Raw genomic sequence first — 20,909 nt, forward strand, 5'->3', positions numbered from 1 at the left:
AAACGAAAGGGTGAAGGTTACCGGAACCTGCGCCCGCGAAGCACGCTGCAGGGCTGCATGACAGCGCCCGCATTCCATGGCAGGCGCGCCGCACCCTGCCGGAAGTCACGGCACCTGCACGGCAAAAGCGTAAACTTATCGTTATGCGTCCCCTCGCCCCCGCCCGCCTCCTGCTCGGCAGCCTTGCGCTGCTGCTGGTCCTGCCTGCCTTGGCGCGCCCGCAGCTGCCGCCGGCGCCCGGCGCGGCCGGAGACGTGCGGCAGCTGACCGTCGCGGCGCTGGAACTGCCCAGCCGCGATGACGCGCAATGGAAGCAGCGGCGCGAACAGGTGCTGCAACTGCTGACCGAGCTGCAGCCCGATGTCATTTCCGTGCAGCAGGTGCTGCAGGAACAGGGCCGCAACCCGGCGTGCTGGCTGGCCAGCCGCCTGCGTTACAGCTGCGACTTCGTCACCGCCGACCCGCCGAGCCAGCCGCTTCGCCACGGCAACGCCATGCTGACCCGACTGCCGGTAAGCGAAGACGGGGTCACGCTGCTGCATCCGCCAGGCACTTTCAGTGCGGCGGGCATGCTGCGGCTGCGGCTGGGGGAGGCGCTGCTGAACGTCTATGTGGCGCGCCTGCGCCCGGAGGCGGACGAGGCCAGCGCGCGCCAGCACCAGACCAGCGACCTGATGGCCTGGATCGGCGCCACCGCCGAAGGCCTGCCCAGCCTGATTGCCGGCGACTTCGCCGCGCCCACCACCGAACTGGTGCGCAGCACCCCCGGGTTCCAGCCGGCCCGGCGCAATCCCGGCGGACGCCCGGACACGGCAGCCGCCAATGGTGGCGGTGCCAGCGGGCACGGCCTGGACGTGCTGTTCCAGGTCAAGCATTTCGGCGGTATCCGCCAGCAGGCCATCGACCTGCCTGCCGCAGGGGATGCACCCGGCGTGCGGCTGGGGGTGATGGCCACGCTGCGCCTGCAGGGCATGCCCGCGTCCAGCGAATGATCGCCTCGCCCTGCCGGCCGGGCATGCCGACGCGCCGCGCCGACTCCCGGTAGCGCCGGGCCATGCCCGGCGGATGCCATCGCGCACAAACAAAAAGGCCGGGGTTTGCCCCGGCCTCTTCGTTTCATCCCAGTGCCGCGATCAGGCGATCGCTTCCTGGTAACGACGCTCGACTTCGTTCCAGTCGATCACGTTGAAGAACGCGCCGATGTATTCCGGACGGCGGTTCTGGTACTTCAGGTAGTACGCATGTTCCCACACGTCCAGGCCCAGGATCGGCGTGTTGCCTTCCATCAGCGGGCTGTCCTGGTTGCCGGTGCTTTCAACCACGACCTTCTTGTCCGGGGTGACGCTCAGCCAGGCCCAGCCGCTGCCGAAGCGGGTCAGTGCGGCCTTGGTGAAGGCATCCTTGAACTTGTCGAAGCCGCCCAGGTCCTTGTCGATGGCCTTGGCCACGTCGCCCACCGGGTTGCCACCGGCGTTGGGGGCCATCACGGTCCAGAACAGCGAGTGGTTGGCATGGCCGCCACCGTTGTTGCGCACCGGGCCCTGCAGGTTTTCCGGCAGCGACTTCAGCTTCTTCACCAGTTCGTCCACAGGCAGGTCGGCGTACTCAGTGCCTTCCAGCGCCGCGTTGACGTTGTTGATGTAGGTCTGGTGGTGCTTGGTGTGATGGATTTCCATCGTCGCCGCATCGATATGCGGTTCCAGAGCGTCGTAGGCGTAGGACAGCTTGGGCAGGGTGTAGGCCATGATGCATCTCCTGATAGCGAGGGCACCCGGCGGTGTCGCCGGGCAGTGCGCGTTGAATGATGGGGACAGACGCGCAGATTACCAAGGGGGATGTAAAGGAAATTGCGTCCTGCGGGTGAGCCCTTCGGCAATTGTTACGCAGCGGTGACGCTGCCGCTGCCCTCATGCGCGATGCAGCGCGCAGGCGCTACAGTGCATGCACCTTCCCTGCCCCGCCCACCCATGCGCAATCCCCGGCTGCTGATCACCGCCATCGCCCTGCTGTTGCTGGGCCTGCTGGCCAACCACTTCCTGCAGCGGCCGGCGCCGCCGCAGTTCGCGCCAAGCGTTGCCGGTCAAGCGGCGGCACCGGCCACAGCCATCCCCCCTGGCAGCGGCAACAAGGACACCCTGCCCGCGTTCCTGCCCGCCGAGGCGCGGCAGACCATCGCCCTCATCCAGCGCGGCGGCCCGTTCCCGCACCGCCAGGATGGCAGCACCTTCGGCAACCGCGAACAGCGGCTGCCGCCGCGTGACCGCGGCTATTACCGCGAATACACCGTCGACACCCCGGGCGCCCGCAACCGCGGCGCGCGCCGCATCGTCACCGGCGGCGACCCGGCCCAGGCCTGGTACTACACCGATGACCACTACGAATCGTTCCGCAGTTTCACCGTACCCGCTTCCGGAGACCGCCCATGAGCCACGATGATTTCGGCCTCGGCCTGCACGACATCAACAATGCTGGCGTCTATGCCATCGACACCGGCGATATCGCCGCACTGTCAGCCGCCATGCGCGATGCGCAATTGAAGGTGATCCGCATCGACCTGCAGGGTGTGGCCGACAAGCGCACGCTGCTGGCTCGGCTGTCGGCGCAGCTGGACTTCCCCGCCGGTTTCGGTGGCAACTGGGATGCCCTGTCAGACAATCTGCGCGATCTGCAGTGGCTGCCGGCGCCGGGCTATGCACTGTTCCTGGCCGACGTGGATACCCTGCGTGCCGAAGCCGGCAAGGACTTCGACACGCTGCTGGACGTGATGGATGAAGCCTGCAGCGACTGGGTCGGGCGTGATGTGCCGTTCTGGGTGTTTCTGTCGCAGAGCGAGTGAGGAACAGGCAGCGTCGGCGGTTCATCCACGCATGGCGTGGATCTACCAGCGCGGCAGCCCCGTTACCGGCTGCCGTTATCTTCCTGCAGCTCTTTCTTGAACGGGATGTCCGGCGGCGGTCGCGCGATCGCCGGCTGGTCCTGCATGTTCGGGTCGCTCAGACCGCAGCCGCCACCGGCCTGCAGGATCGAGATCACGCAGGAAATCTTTGTGCTGGTTCCCGGCAACGGAATCTCCATCGCCTTGATGCCCTTGCGCACCCACTCTGCCAGCAGCGATTCCTGCGGCACCCAGTACTTGTCGAACGAGGTGGGCGTGTAGTCGTAGGGCGGGCGCTTGAGCCAGGTGCCGGACTGGGCAATGCGCTCCTTGCTCCAGCCATCGTTGGCGCCGCCCGGGGCGCCGCGCTCGCCAGCACCGGCGCCGTCCTGGCCCGGCACGCGCACGCTGCCGTCGGCGTTGAACAAGCCCTCACCCTGGCCCGTGCGGCTGGCCTGGCTGCTGCCTTGCGTGGCGCCGTCACGGTTGCGCGTGGAGGCACCCCAATCGTCGCCGCGCACCGGGGTGGCCCAGTTGCCCGGCGTCGGCGCCGGCCGCGCGCCGGCCTGTGCCGGTTTCGCTGCCGCAGGGGCAGCCGAAGTGGCCGTGCTCTGTGCCGCCGCGACCGCCGCCGCCGGGGCCTGGGATTGGGCAGACGCACTGGCAGTGGCCGTCGCAGACGCAGTAGACGGTACAGCCGCCACTGCACGCTCACGCACCTGCACGTCCCGGCCCTGCGGCGCACGCACGGCCCGCTCGCGGCCGTCCACGGTCGCCATGCGCACCTGCGGATCCACCACGGCCTGCACCTCGCGTTCGCGCACCAGCACCTCGCGCTGCGGCAACGACATCGGCTCCTCCGCGCTGCGCACCGGCTGGGGCGCCACTACGGGAGCCTCCACCACGGCCACTTCGCGCTCGCGCACCTGGATGTCGCGCGGCGCACGGGTCTGCACGACCACCTGCGGCGCAGCCATCGGTGCCGGAGTGGCCGGCGCCTGCAGCAGCGGCACGCTGCGTTCGGCCACGTTGGGAGTGACACTGCGCGGCACCACACTCACCTCGGTACGCGGCACCACAACCGGCGGCACCACGAAATCGGAGGTTGCCTGGGCAACCTCGGTGGCCTGCACCGGGATAGGAGGCGGCGCGGTCTCCACAACGGGGGTTGGCTCTGCCACCGGCGGTGCACTGGCCTCGGCCGGTGGCGCCGCCGCCGGCGCAGCTGCAACGGGCTGCGGCTGCGGCTGCGGCGCGGTCGCCGCACCGCCGGGCTCACCGCTGGCGGCACTGGAACCGGCGGACGCTGCGGCGGTCGCGGCTTCGGCACCGGCCTGCTCACCGCCGCCTTCCTGCGCGCCGGCACCAATGAATTCAATCTGCACCCGCTCGCCTTCGGCCCCGTCTGCATCAGGCTCGGTGGTGCGGATCACCGCCACCCACAGCAGCAGCAGGAAGAACAGCAGGTGCAGCAAGGCACTGAGCACGGCCGAGGTCCAGCGCATCCAGCGCTGGTCACGCGGCGCCGGCTCCCAGTCCTGCCAGAACAAGCGGCGCGCGGCATTCCAGGGCGACAGCGCCGGCAGCCGGCCCGGGCGCCCCGGCAACGGGCGAGGCAGCAGCACCGCAATCACATCGCGGGCATGGAACAGCCGTGGCAGTGGCTTCAGCGCGCGCAGCCAGATCGCCCAGCCATACGGCAGGCGAGTGTGCTTTTCGAGAATGAGACGCTGCTGCTGGCGTGCCAGCAGCACATCGACAAGTTGCTCAGCCCTGGGCAGAGGCACGCGGTGCCGGTCAGGCGGCGTTGCCGCGGGGAATGTACGGCGCGTGGCCGCTGTCGTGGTCGGTGGCGTCACGCACCGCCGTCACGCCCGGCACCCGGCCCATCAGGGTCTTTTCAATGCCCTGCTTCAGGGTGACATCGGCCATGCCGCAGCCCTGGCAGCCACCGCCAAAGCGCAGCAGCACCACGCCGTCGGCCGAGACTTCCTGCACGGCCACCTTGCCACCGTGCGACGCCAGCTGCGGGTTCACCTCGTTTTCCACCACCCAATGCACGCGCTCCACCAGCGAGGCCGCTTCACCGGGCGCTTCGCCCTTGATGCGCGGCGCCTTGATGGTGAGCTGCTGGGTGCCGGCGGTGCCAGCCACGATGTCGATTTCCGCGCCATCGAGCCAGCCGACGCTGGTAGCGTCGACGTACAGGGTGAAGCCGTCGCAATCCACGGCCCATTCGTCGCCCAGCAGATCGCTCGGCTCGGCGAACTCCAGGCGCGCATCGGCGCGCGGCGTGCCAGGGTCGACCGCGCTCAGGCGCACGCCCATGCCGGGCACGCCCTCACGTTCGATCAGCTTGCGGAAATGGGTCTGGGCAGTGTCGGAGATCTGGATCATCAGGCTATTCTAGCCAAGTCAGCGTCGGCCGCTCATTCGATTTATACACCGTCCGGCGCATTGTTCAGTCAACACGAGGTGGAGGAACCCATGTCCGACCTGATTCCGCTGGCACAGGCGCACTGCGTGCCGCGAAAGGGCAGCGACCACAAGCTGGGCGAGGCCCGCCTGGCCGAGCTGCTGCCGCAGTTGCCGGGCTGGGAGCTGGCCGAGGCCGGCCAGGCGCTGGTGCGCACCTTCCGCTTCAAGAACTATTACGAAACCATGGCCTTCGTGAACGCGCTGGCCTGGATCGCCCACCACGAGGACCACCACCCGGACCTGGGCGTGCACTACGACCGCGCGGTCGTGCGCTATTCGACCCACGACGTGGGCGGTCTGAGCGAGAACGACTTCATCTGCGCGGCCAAGACTTCGGCCCTGACGGAGCAACTGTGATGAACGTGCGACTGCTGAGCCTTTCCCTGTTGGCTGCCACCGGCCTGGCCGGCTGCGGCGGCGCAGAGCCCCCGGCAGCGCCGGCCACCCCGCCCACCGAAGTGGCCGCGGTGAAGACCCCGCCGCCGCAGTACCCGCTGGAACTGGCCTGCCTGGGCGTGGGCGGCACCAGCACCTTCAAGGTGGTGATCGGCACCGACGGCAAGCCCAGCGAAGTAACCCTGCTGACCGGCGCGGGCAACCCGCAGCTGGACGAGCTGGCCCGCACCGCCGTGCAGGGCTGGCAGTTCAAGGCCGCCACCCGCAATGGTGCCGCGGTACCGGCCACGATCCAGGTGCCGGTCAGCTTCAACCCGCCGCAGCCGAAGCCGGACCAGTGCTTTGCCATTGAAGAGCGGATGCGCCGCGGCGGCTGACGGCCCACGCAGCAACCAGGCCAGCCGACGCCCGCCTCGCCTCCCCGCCGCCCAGGGCCTCTCCGGGCGGCTGCTGAACGACCAGGAACGCGTCGGTAAATGTTGCAGATCTCCCCGGAAAATTTCTGGATCGCGCTTGCGGTCACCCTCGCCGCTGGCTTGGCCACCGCCATTGGCAGCCTGCTGGTCCTGTTCTCGCGGCGGCCGAGCCCGCGCCTGCTGGCGTTTGGCCTGGCCTTCGCCGGCGGCGCAATGGTCTATGTCTCGCTGTCGGAGATCCTGAACAAGGCGATCGATTCGTTCTCACTGGCCTACGGTGAGCGCAGCGGCTTCACCTACGGCACGGTGGCCTTCCTGCTGGGCATGCTGGCAATCGTGGTCATCGACCATTTGATTCCCAACCCGCATGAGACGCTGGACAAGCAGGACCCGTCGTTCCGCGACAACAACAAGGCCTACATCAAGCGGGTGGGACTGCTGACGGCCATCGCCATCACCGCGCACAACTTCCCGGAAGGCCTGGCCACCTTCTTCGCTACCCTGGAAAGCCCGTCAGTCGGCATGCCGCTGGCGTTTGCCATTGCCATCCACAACATTCCCGAGGGCATTGCGATCGCGGTGCCGGTGTATTTCGCCACGCAGAACAAGCTGCACGCCTTCGCGGCGAGCCTGCTGTCAGGTCTGGCCGAACCGGTCGGCGCGGTGATCGGCTATTTCCTGCTGAAGGGCTCGCTGTCGCATGCCACGTTCGGCTGGGTGTTCGGCCTGATTGCCGGTGTGATGGTGTTCCTGGCGCTGGACGAGCTGCTGCCGGCGGCCAAGCGTTACGCCAAGGGCCACGAGACCGTATACGGGCTGGTGGCCGGCATGGGCACCCTGGCGATCAGCCTGGTGCTGTTCAAGTGGTGATGACCTTGTAACGCACATCCACGCATGGCGTGGATCTACCGCCCCGGCCTTGTAGCGTCGAGCCATGCTCGACTGGCTTTCCGCGACCCGGCCGAACAGCCGTCGAGCATGGCTCGACGCTACACGGGTTATTTCAGGCGATCCAGCGCTTCCACCAGCTCCTCGGCCAGCGGCGCGTTCAGCACGTACGGAGTCTTGCCCGCGTCCAGCGAAAACTCCAGCGACGCGGCATGCAGGAACAGGCGCTTCAGCCCGATCTGCTCGCGAAGCCGCTTGTTGACGGCAGGATCGCCGTACTTGTCATCACCGGCGACCGGATGCCCCAGGTGCTGGGCGTGCACACGGATCTGGTGGGTACGCCCGGTCTCGATGCGCACCTCGCAGTAGGAATGCCCACCGCGCCGCTCCAGCACGCGGAAGTGACTGATCGATTCCTTGCCGATCGCGTTCACCTGCACATGGCGCTCGCCGCCCTGGCGCAGGCCCACGTGCAGCGGCGCGTCAACCGTCATCACGCCGTCGGGCATGCGGCCGGCCAGCAGGGTCAGGTAGCGCTTGCGGATGCCGGCACCGTGGTCTTCACGCAGCAGCGCCTGCAGCTCGCTCAGCGCCGAACGCTTCTTGGCGACGATCAGCAGGCCCGAGGTGTCGCGATCCAACCGGTGGACCAACTCCAGGGTCTGCCCCGGGCGCAGCGCACGCAGGGTCTCGATGGCGCCGAAGCTGATGCCGCTGCCGCCGTGGCTGGCCACGCCGGTGGGTTTGTTCAGGGCCAGCAGGCGCGCGTCCTCGAACACGATCGCCTGCTCCAGCCGGCGCATGAACGCCTCGGGCGGGCCGGCCCTGTCTCCTTCCTCGGTGAGACGAACCGGCGGCACACGCACCTCGTCGCCCGCCTCCAGCTTGCGTTCGGCCTTCGCGCGGCCGCCGTTCACACGCACCTGGCCGCTGCGCACCAGCTTGTAGACCAGGCTGCGCGGGGCCCCTTTGAGCTGGCCCAGCAGGAAGTTGTCCAGGCGCTGACCTGCACGGTCCTCGGGAACGGTGATCATGCGCACGGAAGGCTTGTCGCCAGCGGGCTTGGTGGGGTCTGAGGCAGTCATCGGGCTGTTTATTCTGTTACACTCGGGGGGCGAGATAAGGGATTGATTTTGTTGGAAGTTACTCAGGGCCAGAAGCCCAGCTTCCGACGAATCCGGCACAGTGCGCGACCACCGCCCGCGGGGCGGCCATGTTAGCGGCTCACCGGCCTTCCCGGCCATCGCCGGATGCCTGACACGCAACCGAGCTGAACATGTCCCGTGTGGCGCTCCAGCCTGGCTGACAGCTGCCTCCGGCCCTGCAACACCCCAAAACCAGAAAAGTGAAGCGCTCCCGCGGCCTGCCGTGGTGTCGTAGCGCTGGAAACCGAAGCCGCCCTCCCCGCGCATGCGCGAATGGGCGGCGAACCGTGTCCAGAGGCGAAACCCCATGGCGTTCCGCGCGGTAGCCGCTTGCGAGGAACGCAACAATGAAGCGAATGCTGATCAACGCCACGCAGGCCGAAGAGCTGCGTGTTGCCATCGTCGATGGCCAATCGTTGTATGACATCGATATCGAGCAGCCGTCGAAGGAACAGAAGAAGTCCAACATCTACAAGGGCCGGATCTTCCGCATCGAGCCCTCGCTGGAAGCGGCCTTCGTGGAATACGGTGGTGGCCGCCATGGCTTCCTGCCGCTGAAGGAAATTTCCCGCGACTACTTCCAGGCCGGCGTCGACCACAACAAGGCCGGCATCCGCGAGCTGCTGAAGGAAGGCCAGGAAATCGTCGTCCAGGTGGACAAGGAAGAGCGTGGCAACAAGGGCGCCGCCCTGACCACGTTCATCTCCCTGGCCGGCCGTTACATGGTGCTGATGCCGAACTCGCCGAGCGCGGGCGGTGTCTCGCGTCGCATCGAAGGCGAAGACCGGGCCGCCCTGAAGGACGCCCTGGACAAGCTGAACATCCCCGACGACATGGGCGTGATCATCCGCACCGCCGGCGTCGGCCGCGATGCCGAAGAACTGCAGTGGGATCTGGATTACCTGCTGAACGTCTGGCGCGCCATCGCCGAAGCTGCCCTGAGCAAGCCGGCGCCGTTCCTGATCTACCAGGAATCGCGCCTGATCGTGCGCGCCCTGCGTGACTACCTGCGCGCCGACATCGGCGAGATCCTGGTGGACACCGAGGAGATGTACGAGCACGCCAAGGAGTTCATGCAGCAGGTGATGCCGCAGACCCTGCGCAAGCTCAAGCATTACAAGGACGATATCCCGCTGTTCAACCGCTTCCAGATCGAATCGCAGATCGAAGGTGCCTACGAGCGCAACGTGCGCCTGCCGTCGGGTGGCTCGATCGTGGTCGACCAGACCGAAGCGCTGACCGCCGTGGACGTCAACTCCTCGCGCGCCACCAAGGGCAGCGATATCGAAGACACCGCCTTCCAGACCAATCTGGAAGCGGCAGAGGAAGTGGCCCGCCAGCTGCGCCTGCGCGACCTGGGCGGCCTGGTGGTCATCGATTTCATCGACATGGCCTCCAACAAGCACCAGCGCGAGGTCGAGAACCGCCTGGCCAACGCGCTGAAGTACGACCGCGCACGCGTGCAGGTCGGCCGCATCTCGCGCTTCGGCCTGCTGGAGATGAGCCGCCAGCGCCTGCGCCCGAGCCTGGGCGAATCCAGCCAGATCGTCTGCCCGCGCTGCGATGGCCATGGCCGCATGCGCAGCGTCGAGTCGCTGTCGCTGTCGATCATCCGCGTGGCCGAAGAGCATGCGATGAAGGAAAACACCGGGCAGGTGCTGGTACAGGCCCCGGTGGAGATCGCCAATTACCTGCTGAACGAAAAGCGCAGCGCCCTGCGCGAGATCGAACGCCGCCACGAAGCGCCGATCGTGATCGTCGCCGACGAGCAGCTGCACACCCCGCACTACACCGTGACCCGCCTGCGCGAGAACGAGCTGGGTGAAGAGAGCAACAAGCCCAGCTACCAGCGCGGCACCCCGCGCAAGCTGCCGGTGCATGCCCTGACCAAGGGCCAGCTGAACATCCCGCCGCCGGCGGTCACCCAGGTCAAGCACACCGCGCCGGCCCCGGTGCGTGCGGAAGCCGAACCGGCGGCCGCCCCGGCCCCGGCCCCGGTGGCTGCAGCTGCCCCGGCCGCTGCCAGCAGCGGCGGCGTGGTCGGCTGGCTGAAGCGCATCTTTGGCGGCGAACCGGCCCCGGCCGCCGCGCCGGCCCCGGTCGCACGCCAACCGCAGCAGGACGGCGGCCAGCGCAAGGACCGTAACAAGGATCGCAACAAGGACCGCAACAAGGACCGCCGCGACGAAAACCGCGGTAATGGTGGCAACGGCAACGCGCAGAAGGACGGCGGCAACCGCAAGGACCGCAACGAACAGCGCAAGGACGGCCGCAACAACAACGGCAATGCGCAGCAGCAGCCGCAGCAGGGCAAGCAGCAGAAGGACGCTGCCCAGCAGCCGCAGCAGAACAAGCCGCGCAACGAGCAGCAGGGCCAGAACCAGAACCAGAACCCGAACCAGAACCAGGGTCAGGGTCAGGGTCAGGGTCAGCAGCAGCCGAAGCTGAAGCAGCCGCGCCAGCCGCGTCCGCAGGATGGCGAAAAGCCGACCGACAAGCCGCAGCGCAGCGTGGCCGAAGAGGCCATCGAAGCAGCACCGGCCGCCGCGGTCGCCGCCACTGCCGTGGCCGCCAACGTGGTCACCGCGCAGGAAGCCACCGCACCGGTAGCCACCCCGGTTGCCGCTCCGGCAGCGCAGGTCGAGGCCCCCGCTGATACGACCCCGCCCGCGACCGCTGAGGTCGAAGGCGTGGTGGCCGGCGATGAAGACACCGTGGCAGATTCGGCCAACGGCGAGCAGGCTGGCGAAGGGGCGACCCGCCGCCGGCGCGGCCGTCGTGGCGGCCGTCGTCGTCGTCGCGGTGGCGCCGAGAACGCCAGCGGTTCCGATGTGCTGGGCGATGACCAGGATGACGGTGATGACAGCGAAGAGCAGGACGTGGCCGAACCGAACCGCGAGAGCACCGCTCCCGCCCCGGTCGCCGCGCAGCAGCCGGCACGTTCGCAGCCGGAGTTCGATTTCGACGACGAAATTGAACCGGTCCACGTAGGGGCCGACAAGCCCGCGCGCGCACCGGCCGCTGTTGCCGCTGCCGCGCCGGTGGCGGCGGTCAGCAGCGTCGTGCTGGAAGCCGTTGCCGAAGTGCAGTCCGTGGACGTACCGGTGGCCCGCGAAGCCGCCCCGCAGCCGGAACAGCCGAAGCCGACCCCGGTGCAGACCAGCATGCTGGAGGCCATCGATGCGGCCACCCCGGTGCAGCCGGTCGTGCCGGCAGCCCCGGCGGCGGAAGCCACTCCGGTGGTTGAAGCCACTCCGGTCGTGAGCGACGCTGCGCCGGTGGTCGAAGCAAAGCCGGTCGTGGTTGACGCTGCTCCGGTGGTCGAAACCGCCCCGATCGCTGCACCGGTCGTTGAAGCTGCACCGGTCGTGGACGTTCAGCCGGTTGTTGAACAGCCGGTCGCCCCGGTCGCGGTGGAAGCCGCTCCGGTCGAAGCCGCCGCACCGGTGGCCGAAGCCGTGGTGACGCCGTCGATCGACCCGGTGGCCGACGGCCACGCCGATGCAGCCAGCCAGGCGGCAGAAGCACAGGCGTCGGACGAAGACGAAGAAGCCGCCAAGCGCACGCCGCCGGCGAACTGATCGTTTTCCAGATCGCGTGAAAACGAAACGGCGGGGATCGATGATCCCCGCCGTTTTTGTTTCTGCGGCCCACACGGCCTTGGTCGCTGCCAACCTTGGTTGGCACTTTGATTCACCGCACACGGATGCGTCCGTGCCGACCAAGGTCGGCACCTACCAGAGCAAGAGCGGGTGTGGCACTGCCACGAATTCAACTCGCGCTGAGAGGGACTTGCTTCGTAGGTGCCAACCTTGGTTGGCACTTTGATTCACCGCACGCGGATGCGTCCGTGCCAACCAAGATCGGCACCTACCAGAGCATGAAGCCCCGCGGCGTCAGCGGGCCGGGGCGAACTGCAGGCGGGTCCACACCCCGTAATGGTCCGACGCCCAGCGACCGCTGTCGTCGGGCTGGTCGAACAGGATCCTGGCTTCGCGCGCGACCATCCGGTCCTGCTGGAAGAAGATGTGGTCGATGCGCGAGGGCGCCTGGTAATAGTGCCGGTTCAAGGTACTGACCGCCGACAGGTCGGTGTTCACGTGCACACTGCCGTAGCTGTCACCGTAGTGGCTGCGCAGTTCGCTCAGGTCGCCGGCATCCACCAGCGCGTTGAAGTCACCGGCGATCACCACCGGCGCACCGGCCGAGGTTTCTGTGATGAAGCGCAGCAGGTCTTCCACCTGGCTGCGGCGGATGCCCTGGCCGCGCTCGTCACTGCGCTCGTTCAGATGCGTGGCATAGACGTTCACCGGCTGCCCGTCCACGTCGATGCGCAGGTGGGCCACGGTGCGGTAGTCATCCAGCGGCTGCAGCAGGTGCTCGCCGTGGGCCAGGATCGGGCGCCGGGTCAGCAGCGCGTTGCCATAGCGCTTGGGCGCACCCACCGGATCGGTGGATACGAAGACGTACTTGTAACCGAGCTGGCTGGCCAGCCACTGTGCCTGATTGCGTACGTTGCGGCGCTGGATCACTTCCTGCAGGGCAATGGCATCGGGCTGCAGGCGCTTGAGCTCGGCCACGATCGTGCGCCGCCGGGTCGGCCAGTCTTCGCGGTCATGGTGCAGGTTGAAGGTGACCATGCCCATGCCGGGCGCGGTCGATGCCTGCGCAACGACAGGCTCACCTGCCTGCTGCGCCACCGCCAACGCGGGCAATGCCAGTGCCATCGCCAGCCCCAGGGCGCGCAACGCCACGCGCGCCCTCCCCTGCTTCAACGCCATGTTTACTGCCCCTTGCGTTCGGCGCGGCGCACCGCGCTTGGCACTTCAATTTCCACACGCGCAGGCAGCGCGTGCACGTGCAGCTCGTTGTCCACCCATTCGGCCGGCTCGCCATTGACCGTGGCCGCGCCGGGTTCGCCGCTGTAGGGCCACGGCAGCACCACGCCCCCCACCGGCGGCAGCAGGCCCGGCTGCACTTCCAGCACCAGCTGCTTGTCGTTGCGCTGCAGGCGGTAGTTCAACTGGCCCTGCGGCGTACGCAGGCCCTGCACGGCAATGCCCTCGCCCTGCAGCCAGGCCGTGGGCACACCCGCCGCCAGTACCAGCGCGTCATCCACATCGCGGTTGTAGGCGAACATGTCCAGCGCCGAGCGCACGAAATCCGAAGCGACCCAGGCATGCGGCAGATCGCCGACGAAGAACGGTTTGCGTGGCGTGCGCGAGACCACCTCGGCCCACTGGTTCCAGGCCTGCGGCGCGCGGTCCTTGAAGAAGAACTGGGTGGCCTGCCAGGCACGGTCACGCCAGCCCAGGCGCACGAACGCGGCCACGTTGCGCCACTCGTAGGGGGTGTAATCCTTCCATTCGCGCTTGCCGTCGCGGCGCGCCACGAACTCGCTCCAATAGCGCTCGAACGTGGCATCCAGCGCCTGCTGCGGCAAGCGCCCCTGCTCGCCGCCCGGCGCCAGGGCGATGGTGGTGGAGGTGGCATCGAAATCGCCCAGCTCGGCCGAGCCCGGCAGGAAGTTGATGCGATGCTGGTGCATGGCCGATTGCAGCGACGCCTGCAGGTCATCACGGAACTGGTCGCGCGATTCACTGATCTGCATGGCCTCAAGCTTGCCCAGCTGGGCGGCGATGATCGCCGCGTCCTTGTAGCCACGCAGCGCCCAGAAGTTGTCCCAGTACGAATGCATCGGCTTGGCCGAATAGCCCTCGTGGCTGATCGAGGCTGGCATCATGCCGTAGAAGGCGGGGTTGCGCGCACGGTTCTCTTCGGTGCGTTCGCTGGCACGCAGCTGTTCCATGTACTGGTAGGCGCCCTGAACGTGCGGCCACATCAGTTCCAGGAAGGTGCCATCGCCGGTGTAGCGCCAGTATTCGGCGATGTTGTAGATCAGCTCGCCGTGACTGTCGTTCTCCGGCACCGGGTCGCTGCCGCGCGCATCCACGCAGCACGGCACCTTGCCGTTCTCGAACTGGAAGGGCGCATACCAGTTTACGTAGTCACGCACCGCGTCGCTGCGGCCCATGCGCAGCAGCCCTTCGGAAATCATTGCGCCGTCGCGGATCCAGCTGCGTGCATACGAACGCGTGCCCGGCTGCAGGCGCGGCCCCACCCGCGAAATCAGCATATGGGCGACAGCGGTGCGCAGGGTTTCCACCAGCGGCTGGCCGGCGGCCGGCACCTGCAGCGACACCACGCCCAGCTTCTCACGCCACATCGCCGCGACCTGCTGCTGGGCCTTGGCCACGTCCAGCGCCTGCGGCTTCCAGCCGCCGGTCTGCGGCAGCACCACGGCCACCTCGCGGCTCTGCCCAGGCTCGAGCTTGATGGTGTACAGCAGGGCGCCGGAGGCCAGGCCGGTGGAGTCCTTCACGGCCGTGGTCGCCGGTATCTTCCCCGAGGCCAGGTGCATCGCATCCAGCTTGCCATCGAACGTGCTGGCAAACCGCGCATCAGGCACCTGCAGCGGATACACGCGCGGCTCGCCGTTGATGCGGACCAGCTGGTCGCCCACGTCCAGGCTTTCGATGCGGCTGAAGCCGCCGGTGGTGTTCAGGAACTGCGTGGGCGGGTTCACCTGCCACGGCCGGATCGCCAGGGCCAGGGTGTATTCGTGCGCCACCTTGTCCGGGTTGCTCAAGCGGTAGCGGCCAATCAGCTGCGCGCGCTCGGGCGTGCCCTGCACGAAACCGGTCACCGACAGCCCGGCCTTCTCATGCACCCAATCGACGTTGGCGATGGGCAGGTAGCGATCCTGCAGCGATTGGGTGATGGCCACGTTGGACCAGTCCAGCAGCTTTCCATCCAGGCGGACGAACGGCTCGATGCTGAAGCTGCCCTTGGCCGGCTCCAGCGCACCGTCTTCGCTGATCAGCGCCTGTTCCTGGCCACCATCCAGACCGAGCAGGGTCCAGTAGGGCTGTTCGCCAACGAACGCACGCGGCAGCGCACCGCGCGGCAGATCTGCCGCGACTGACGACAGGAAGGCGTTGGGGGTGGCCGCGAAGGCCAGCGGCTTCAGCGCGATGTCACGAATGCCGTAGCGCCAGTTCGGGCCGCCCTGCAGATCGAAGCGCACGTAGCGCGCGTCGGTGTCGGGCAGCGCCAGCCAGTCCCGGCCGCCGCCGCCGCTGGTCACTTCGCGCACGGTGCGCCAGTCGCGGCCGTCCTGCGAGGTACGAACGGTGTAGCGGTTCGCTTCCAGGCTGGGCAGCCAGTCGATCACGGCACCGCCGATCTCGCGCGTGTCGTGCAGGTCCAGGCTGATGGTCTGCTGTTTGACCCCGCCACTGATCCAGAAGGTGTCGCTCTTGCCGTCGACCATGCGGTCCTGCAGCGCAGGGGCGGTATCGGCAATCACAGCCGGTTGCAGCGGCGAGGTATCCGGCGCGGGCAGGCCCTGCAGGGTGAGCTTGTCAAAGCACACCGTTCCACGCCCGCCTACCTTGCTGTAGATGGTGAACTCGATCGCCGCACTGCGGGCCATCTCCTTCTCGGCCGACGGGCCCCAGGCCTTGTCGATCTGCCGGCGGCGGTATTCCACCGGCGTCCACGCCTTGGGGAAGCTGTAACCGGGGCGGTTGACCCACCAGACGTTGTCACCGCTGGCATCGATCAGCTTGAACTGCAGATCGTTGCCCGGTGAATCGCCGCGCAGCTGGAAACCGAAGCGGTAGTTGACCGGGTACTCGATGTTCAGCGCACGACGCAGGCCGACATAGCCGGACACCTTGTGGAAATCGTAGTCCAGGCACAACGCGCGGCCGCCGCCCGGCACGGTGACCGGGCGCAGCGAACCACTGACCTGGTCGGACAGCACCAGTTTCCAGGCGCCGACCTCGTCGAAGTCATCAATCACCTTCGGCGCGGGCAGCGCCGGTGGTGCGGCGATCGCCAGGGAAGACCACAGCAGGCCCAATCCAACGGCGATCGCACGCTTCATCCCTTCACACTCCCCAGCAACAGACCTTGGATGTAGTACCGCTGCAGCACCAGGAACAGCGCCAGCACCGGAACCACGGTGACCACCGCGCCGGCCATCATCATTTCCACGTCCATGATGTGTTCGCGCGAGAGGGTGGCCAGTGCCACCGGCAAAGTGTAGTGCTCCTGGTCGGTCAACACGATCAACGGCCACATGAAATCGTTCCATGCACCCATGAAAGTGAAGATCGCCAGGGTCACCAGCACCGGCTTGAGCATCGGCAGCACGATCTGGAAGAAGATGCGCAGCTCGCCTGCCCCGTCGATGCGCGCCGCTTCCAGCAGCTCATCGGGAATGGAACGAGCGTACTGGCGCACCAGGAAGATGCCGAACACGCTGGCCAGTGCCGGCACGATCACGCCGCCGAAGCTGTTCACCAGCCCCAGCTGCTTCATCAGCAGGAACAACGGCAGCATGGCCACCTGCGCCGGAATGACCAGCGCAGCCATCAACACCTGGAACAGGCGCTCGCGGCCGACGAAATTCAGCTTGGCGAACGCATAGCCGGCCATGGTGTTGAGCAGCAGCGAGCCCAGGGTGATCGCCAGCGAGACCAGCAGGCTGTTGGCGAAGTTGCCGCCCATGCCGGTGCGCGCGAACAACTCCAGGTAGTTGCGCGTGGTGACGTGCGAGGGCAGCAACGGCGGCGGGAAATGGGTGGCCTCGCCCTGCGGCATGAACGAGACCGAGACCATCCACAGCAGCGGTGCCAGGCTGACCAGGGCCAGCACCAGCAACGCACCATTGACCATCCACGGGTGCCAGCGCGACTGGCCGATTTCACGACTCATACCAACTGCCTCTTGCGGCCGAAACGCAGCATCACGGTGGTCACCGCCAGGATGATCAGGAACAGCAGGAACGCCACCGCGGAGGCGCGACCCAGGTTCCACCACTTGAAGCCTTCCTCGAACATGAAATACAGCACGCTGACGGTGCTCTGCAGTGGGTCGCCGCGGGTCATGACGTACGGTTCGGCGAACAGCTGGAAGTAGCCGGACACGGTAATGACGCCGACCACCAGCAGCACCGGGCCGAGCATCGGCAGGGTGATGTGCAGGAACTGCTTCCAGCGCGAGGCGCCGTCGATGCGCGCGGCCTCGTACAGGTCATGCGGGATGGCCTGCAGGCCGGCCAGGAAGATCACCATGTTGTAGCCGAAGTTCTTCCACACGGCGAACAGCATGATGGTGGGCATCGCCCAGTTCGGGTCGCCCAGCCAGTCGATCGGGCTGATGCCGATGTGGCCCAGGCCGTAGTTCACCAGGCCGTAGCTGGTATGGAACAGGTAGCGCCAGATCACCGCCACCGCCACCAGGGTGGTCACCACCGGGGCGAACAGCGCGGTGCGGAACAGCGCCTTGAAGCGGGCGGCCGGCGCATTGAGCAGCATCGCCGCGCCCAGCGACACGCTGATCGACAGCGGGACACCGATCACCACGAAGTACGTGGTGTTCCACAGCGACTTCCAGAACATCGGGGTCTGCAGCAGATCGATGTAGTTGCCCAGGCCGACGAACCGCAGGTTGCTGCTGTCGGACAGGGCGTACAGATCGAAGTCGGTCACGCTCAGCGCCAGCGCCGAGGCCACCGGCAGGCCGAAGAACAGGCCCAGCACGATCAACGAGGGGCCGGCGAAGATCCAGCCGGCAAGCGAAGTACGTTTCATTGCGGGCTCCCGGCCGCTGCGGCCGGCGCATCGGCAGGTGCCTGCGCACCGCCGCCCTGCAGGCGTTGTTGTTCATGCATCCAGCGGCGCTTGCCCAGCACCTTGTCCACGCGCTGGTCCAGCTCTTCCACGGCCTTGTCCTGCGGCAGGCCACCGCGCACCACCTTTTCGGTGACGATGCGCATTTCCTGCACGATGCGCTCCCACTCCAGCACCTTCGGCGTGGGCTTGACCCGTTCCAGCTGGTCACGGAAGGCCGCGGCCAGCGGATCGCCCGCCAGCGACGGCGCGTTCCAGGTGCTACGACGCGGCGGCAGGTCACCGATGATGGAATGGAAGCGCGCCTGGATTTCCGGCCGCGACAGGAACTCGATCAGCTTCCACGACGCTTCCTTCTGCTGCGACTTGCGGAAGATCACCAGGCTGGTGCCGCCGGCGATACCCGCGCCCGGACCGTCCGGACCCGGCAGCGCAGCGGTGCCCCACTGCCCTTCCAGCGCCTTGGGCTGCAACTTCTTGAACTCGCGGATGTTCCAGGGCCCGGAGATGTAGAAGACATTGAAGCCGCGGAAGAATTCATCCCAGACGTTGGAGATCTGGGTTTCGGACATCTTTGGCGCCCAGCCCTGCTCGAACATGTTCGAGTAGAACGCCAGGGTGCGGCGGAAGCCGGGGCTGGCGAAGTTGCCACGGGTGTCGTCGTCACGCAGCAGCGGATCGGGCTGCTGCAGCGCCAGCGACAGCTGCTGCTCGAATTCGTTGATCGGCATCAGCACCGCATAGCGGTTCGGGCCCTGCATCTTCTTGATCGCGGCCATCTGCTGGTCCCACTCGGCCCAGGTGCGCGGCGGGTGGTCGAAACCGGCCTTGGCCAGCAGGTCCTTGCGGTAATAGATCAGGCGCGTATCGACGTACCACGGCACGCCCACCAGCTCGCCGTGGATCACGTTGGTATCCCAGATGCCCTGGAAATAGTCCTGCGGATCGACCACGGTAGAGCGCTGCACGAACGGCTGCAGCGGGGTAAGCGCATCGAGTTCGGCGAACTCGGGTACCCAGGTGTTGCCCAGCTGGCAGACATCGGGCAGGCCATCGGCGGCGAAGGCGGTCAGCAGCTTCTCGTGCGCGGCCGTCCACGGAATGTTCTGCACATCCACCTTGATGCCGGGGTTCTCGGCTTCGAACTCGTGTATCAGCTCGCTGACCACTTCGGCTTCGCGGCCCATTGCCCAGAAACGCACCGTGGTGGTGCCTTGCTCGGTGCGGGCGCAGCCGGCAACGGCCAGCGCGGCCAGCAGCGGCAGCGCCCAGCGGCGCAGGCGATGGGTCCAGGGTTGCACCGGCTTACTTCCCCTGTCCAGTGTTGCGGTTGGCATTGTTCTTCTGTTCCTGCGCGGCGGCCGCGCGCGATTCTGCGATACCCACCGCGCGCGCCGCCGCGGCCTTCTCATCCTTCTGCAGCTGCAGCGGCTGGAATTCGCCTTCCGGCGCCAGCCAGCCACCACTGAACCCTGCCCGTTCCAGACCCTTGCGGATGTACGGGTTCTTCTTCATCACTTCCCAGACGAAATCGTCGCGGTAGTTGGCGATCATGGTCAGGATCGGGCCCTGGTCGATGGCGATGTAATCGCTGGCGACCCAGCCACGATCCGGCACCAGTCGCCCGGTCTTGATCGGAATGTCGTAGTTGAAGCTGGGGTTGAACGAATCCAGGAACCCGTAGCTGGAGTAGATGTAGTCGCCATAGCGCTTGTGCATCTCCACCGTGGCCGGGATCACTTCCTCCGGCGCGAACACGATCGAGGACACCGCCGCGGTCGGGGCGATGGTGCCGTCGTCGAAGTTCTCGCGCAGGCCTGCGCCGCGCGAAGAGTAATGGCGGAACTGGCGCTGCTCGCCGCGGTATTCCTGGGTGGTGTTCTGCGGGCCATCGCTGGCGGTCAGGCCCCACACGTTTTCGCCGTAGTCCTTCCAGTTCATCGGGTTGGCGATGGCGTATTCACGCTGGGCCAGCGCCGCCGAACGGCTGTTGAGGAAGTAGGTGCTGCCGCGTTCGCGCATGTACGCGTCCTGGATATCGCGGAAATCGATCCAGACGTGGCTGTACTGGTGGCCGAACAGGGGCCCGAAGGACAGGTATTCCTGGCCCTGGTAGACGCCCCAGTCGTTGTCGTAGGTGCGGGTCCACACGGTCCACGCATCCGGGCTGACCGGGTGGCTGGGCGAGCCCAGGGCGAGGATGTAGACCATCATCGCCTCGTTGTAGCCCATCCAGTCGTGGTCGATGAAGCCGCTTTCCGGGAACCAGCCCATTGAAATGAGCGGTGCGCGCTGCTGCAGCCACGGCCAGTCCACCTGCTTGTACAGGCTGTCGGCGATCTGCCGGATCTCTTTTTCGCGCGGGTCGTCGCCGTCGTAGTACGACTGGGCAAACAGCACGCCCATCATCAGCAGCGCGGTATCCACCGAGGACAGTTCCACCCAGCTGTCGTAGCGACGGCCTTCCTGCATGTCCAGGAAGTGGTAGTAGAAGCCCTTGTAACCGGCCTTGCCGGTGCGCTGCGGGCCCATCGGCACATCGCGGAAGAACTTCAGCGTGGTCAGGGTGCGGTCGATGGCCTGGTTGCGGCTGACCCAGCCGTTCTCGATGCCGATCGGATAAGCGGTCAGGGCGAAGCCCACCGAGGCGATGCTGGCGAACGGACGCGACGGATAGCGGTCGGGGGTCAGGCCGTTCAGTTCATTGGTGGTATCCCAGAAGAACTGGAACGTGCGGCGCTCGATATCGTCGAACAGCGGCGGCAGCTCCGGCTTCATCGGCCGCGGCGGTGCGTCGGCCTCGACCAGGATCACCTGCGGCTTGGGCTTGGCAGGCGCTTCCTGCTGGGCCGGTTTGCAGGCGGCGATGGCCAGGGTCATCGCAGCGGCGGTCAACAGGTGGCGTGCCTGCATGGCGCGGTTCCTCCGGTGGGCTGTTCGATGGAAGAGCATAACGTCCAAACACCTGAAATCGTTTACAGAACGGACTCTTAAAAAACCACGAAAAACG

The 20,909-nt window shown here is 67.0% G+C and carries 17 protein-coding genes; 7 read left to right on the forward strand and 10 right to left on the reverse strand.

The features are described from left to right. Window positions 1-143 precede the first annotated feature (143 nt). Entirely contained in the window at window positions 144-992 is an 849-nt protein-coding gene (locus tag RTY46_RS11890) for an endonuclease/exonuclease/phosphatase family protein (protein WP_312708574.1), read from the forward strand. Between the two features lie 141 nt (window positions 993-1,133). Here RTY46_RS11890 and RTY46_RS11895 read toward each other — a convergent pair whose 3' ends face one another. Next, on the reverse strand, window positions 1,134-1,745 hold the full coding sequence (locus tag RTY46_RS11895; protein ID WP_108750080.1) for a superoxide dismutase: 612 nt from the start codon (window positions 1,743-1,745) through the stop codon (window positions 1,134-1,136). Between the two features lie 222 nt (window positions 1,746-1,967). On the opposite strand from RTY46_RS11895, the gene RTY46_RS11900 reads away from it, so the two are divergent. Then, window positions 1,968-2,426 carry a ribonuclease domain-containing protein gene (locus RTY46_RS11900; protein WP_312708575.1) on the forward strand — a complete coding sequence of 153 codons (459 nt, stop codon included), beginning with the start codon at window positions 1,968-1,970 and terminating at the stop codon, window positions 2,424-2,426. Further along, window positions 2,423-2,836 carry a barstar family protein gene (locus tag RTY46_RS11905; protein ID WP_312708576.1) on the forward strand — a complete coding sequence of 138 codons (414 nt, stop codon included), beginning with the start codon at window positions 2,423-2,425 and terminating at the stop codon, window positions 2,834-2,836. The genes RTY46_RS11900 and RTY46_RS11905 overlap by 4 nt, the downstream gene beginning before the upstream one ends. A gap of 62 nt (window positions 2,837-2,898) precedes the next feature. Here the strand turns inward: RTY46_RS11905 and RTY46_RS11910 are convergent, their stop codons facing one another. Beyond that, window positions 2,899-4,662 (reverse strand): hypothetical protein, encoded by a 1,764-nt coding sequence (locus tag RTY46_RS11910; protein ID WP_312708577.1) that lies wholly within the window; start codon window positions 4,660-4,662, stop codon window positions 2,899-2,901. Window positions 4,663-4,672: 10 nt separating this feature from the next. Further along, window positions 4,673-5,272 (reverse strand): NfuA family Fe-S biogenesis protein, encoded by a 600-nt coding sequence (locus tag RTY46_RS11915; RefSeq protein ID WP_312708578.1) that lies wholly within the window; start codon window positions 5,270-5,272, stop codon window positions 4,673-4,675. Window positions 5,273-5,362: 90 nt separating this feature from the next. Here RTY46_RS11915 and RTY46_RS11920 point away from each other — a divergent pair, with 90 nt between their 5' ends. From RTY46_RS11920 to zupT, 3 genes are all read left to right on the forward strand, one after another. Further along, on the forward strand, window positions 5,363-5,710 hold the full coding sequence (locus RTY46_RS11920; protein WP_312708580.1) for a 4a-hydroxytetrahydrobiopterin dehydratase: 348 nt from the start codon (window positions 5,363-5,365) through the stop codon (window positions 5,708-5,710). Continuing rightward, complete coding sequence (locus RTY46_RS11925; RefSeq protein WP_312708582.1) at window positions 5,710-6,126, forward strand: energy transducer TonB; 417 nt, start codon at window positions 5,710-5,712, stop codon at window positions 6,124-6,126. The genes RTY46_RS11920 and RTY46_RS11925 overlap by 1 nt, the downstream gene beginning before the upstream one ends. A 99-nt stretch (window positions 6,127-6,225) precedes the next feature. Next, on the forward strand, window positions 6,226-7,035 hold the full coding sequence (gene zupT, locus RTY46_RS11930) for a zinc transporter ZupT (RefSeq protein ID WP_312708583.1): 810 nt from the start codon (window positions 6,226-6,228) through the stop codon (window positions 7,033-7,035). A 128-nt stretch (window positions 7,036-7,163) separates the two neighbouring features. Here the strand turns inward: zupT and RTY46_RS11935 are convergent, their stop codons facing one another. After that, a complete protein-coding gene (locus tag RTY46_RS11935; protein WP_312708584.1) occupies window positions 7,164-8,138 on the reverse strand; it encodes an RluA family pseudouridine synthase in 975 nt (324 codons plus the stop codon). Between the two features lie 407 nt (window positions 8,139-8,545). On the opposite strand from RTY46_RS11935, the gene RTY46_RS11940 reads away from it, so the two are divergent. Next, window positions 8,546-11,779 (forward strand): Rne/Rng family ribonuclease, encoded by a 3,234-nt coding sequence (locus tag RTY46_RS11940; RefSeq protein ID WP_312708586.1) that lies wholly within the window; start codon window positions 8,546-8,548, stop codon window positions 11,777-11,779. A gap of 315 nt (window positions 11,780-12,094) precedes the next feature. Here the strand turns inward: RTY46_RS11940 and RTY46_RS11945 are convergent, their stop codons facing one another. The 6 genes from RTY46_RS11945 to RTY46_RS11970 are packed head-to-tail and all read right to left on the reverse strand — an operon-like array spanning window position 12,095 to window position 20,812. Further along, entirely contained in the window at window positions 12,095-12,979 is an 885-nt protein-coding gene (locus RTY46_RS11945; RefSeq protein ID WP_312708587.1) for an endonuclease/exonuclease/phosphatase family protein, read from the reverse strand. A 2-nt stretch (window positions 12,980-12,981) separates the two neighbouring features. After that, complete coding sequence (locus RTY46_RS11950; protein ID WP_312708589.1) at window positions 12,982-16,149, reverse strand: discoidin domain-containing protein; 3,168 nt, start codon at window positions 16,147-16,149, stop codon at window positions 12,982-12,984. Next, complete coding sequence (locus RTY46_RS11955; protein WP_108750092.1) at window positions 16,146-16,982, reverse strand: carbohydrate ABC transporter permease; 837 nt, start codon at window positions 16,980-16,982, stop codon at window positions 16,146-16,148. The genes RTY46_RS11950 and RTY46_RS11955 overlap by 4 nt, the downstream gene beginning before the upstream one ends. Then, the gene (locus RTY46_RS11960) at window positions 16,979-17,860 is read right to left on the reverse strand and encodes a sugar ABC transporter permease (RefSeq protein WP_312708590.1); all 882 of its coding nucleotides are present in this window, start codon (window positions 17,858-17,860) and stop codon (window positions 16,979-16,981) included. Before RTY46_RS11960 ends, RTY46_RS11955 begins: the two co-directional genes overlap by 4 nt. Continuing rightward, entirely contained in the window at window positions 17,857-19,236 is a 1,380-nt protein-coding gene (locus RTY46_RS11965; protein WP_312708591.1) for a sugar ABC transporter substrate-binding protein, read from the reverse strand. Before RTY46_RS11965 ends, RTY46_RS11960 begins: the two co-directional genes overlap by 4 nt. After that, entirely contained in the window at window positions 19,205-20,812 is a 1,608-nt protein-coding gene (locus RTY46_RS11970; RefSeq protein ID WP_108750094.1) for a glucoamylase family protein, read from the reverse strand. Before RTY46_RS11970 ends, RTY46_RS11965 begins: the two co-directional genes overlap by 32 nt. Window positions 20,813-20,909 lie beyond the last annotated feature (97 nt).

The sequence above is a fragment of the Stenotrophomonas sp. genome (genome assembly GCF_032056425.1).
Lineage (GTDB): Bacteria > Pseudomonadota > Gammaproteobacteria > Xanthomonadales > Xanthomonadaceae > Stenotrophomonas.